A 1,168-nucleotide genomic window follows, 5' to 3' on the forward strand; every position below is an offset into this window, starting at 1 on the left:
AATTCCCCCAATCTAGGACAGAAACCCGGTTTCTTCTCCCCCTTGGCTTGGAGACCCGTGGGTGCAGCCAGAAACCGGGTTTCTTTCCCCACCCTCTGCTAATTCCCCCAATCTAGGACAGAAACCCGGTTTCTTCTCCCTTACTGGTGATGTATTGACGCTCTTGAGGATGATTTATCCTAGAGAGAAAGGCGATCGCCTCCTTAACCCACCATCACCCCATCCAATCCTCAAATCAAGGCAAAATCATGTCTAATCAAGCCTTAAAATCTGTGCTGACGGTCGAAGAATATCTGGACTATGAAGAACTCAGCGACATTCGTCACGAGTACATTCAGGGTCAAGTTTATGCCATGTCCGGCGGTAGCCGCGAACATGATTTGATTTCGGTCAATATTATCACTGGCCTAAAAAATCAGTTACGCGGGAGTGGTTGTCAAGTTTTTTCGGGCAACATGAAAGTCAGAATCAACCCACTAGATTTATTCTATTATCCTGATGTTTCAATTAGCTGTGATTCTCAAGACCGGCAAAAGTATTTTCTGGAGTCCCCTTGTCTAATTTTTGAGGTGCTTTCTCCGAGTACCGAACGGATAGATCGTCACGAAAAACTTATCAATTATCGGGAATTGGATAGCCTTCAAGAGTATGTGTTGGTATCCCAAACGGAAAAGAAGGTGGAGGTCTATCGGCGAGGCGATCGCCCCGGCAATTGGAGTTTAGCAACTTTTTTACAAAACGATATCGTTGAATTTCAATCTCTGGGATTACAGCTATCTCTTTCAGACATCTATGATGAGGTAGAACTGTGAGGGTAAAATCCCCAAACTAGAGCGGTTTTTTCGATAATTGCTTGACAAACTCTGCGTGTTCCGGTGAATTCAATCCAGCTTGTAAAACTGCCAGGACGCCCGAAAAATCTCCCGATAATAATTTGGAATAGTCTAACCATAATCCCGGAAAAACTAGACTCCGCAACACTCCATTTTCGTCCGGTTCAATGGGGAGATATTCGCCTTCCGTGAGTCGGAACCAATCCAGTTGAGTTTGAGACACGCGCCACACCAGATACTCTTGCACTCCGTTACGACGGTAGACTTGTTTTTTATCATGTAAATCGTAGGTAGCAGTTGAGGCGGCGATTTCTGCTATAAATTCCGGTGGACCT

Annotated in this window: 2 protein-coding genes; one reads left to right on the forward strand and one right to left on the reverse strand. The window is 45.1% G+C overall.

Annotation, left to right across the window (positions count from 1 at the left end; all coding sequences use genetic code 11):
• The first annotated feature begins 248 nt into the window (after positions 1-248).
• Positions 249-812: a Uma2 family endonuclease gene (locus tag NG833_RS29875; protein WP_254568899.1), complete on the forward strand. Its 564-nt coding sequence runs from the start codon at positions 249-251 to the stop codon at positions 810-812.
• Between the two features lie 16 nt (positions 813-828).
• On the opposite strand, the gene NG833_RS29880 is transcribed toward NG833_RS29875, so the two are convergent.
• Positions 829-1,168, reverse strand: a 340-nt coding sequence (locus NG833_RS29880; protein ID WP_254568900.1) for a Uma2 family endonuclease, incomplete at its 5' end; no start/stop codon positions are given.

The sequence above is a fragment of the Oscillatoria sp. HE19RPO genome (genome assembly GCF_024220515.1).
In the GTDB taxonomy this organism is placed as follows: Bacteria; Cyanobacteriota; Cyanobacteriia; order Cyanobacteriales; family Laspinemataceae; genus Laspinema.

Coding starts and splice junctions, on each gene's coding strand:
- NG833_RS29875 (WP_254568899.1), top strand. CDS start 249: ATGTCTAATCAAGCCTTAAAATCTGTGCTGACGGTCGAAGAATATCTG.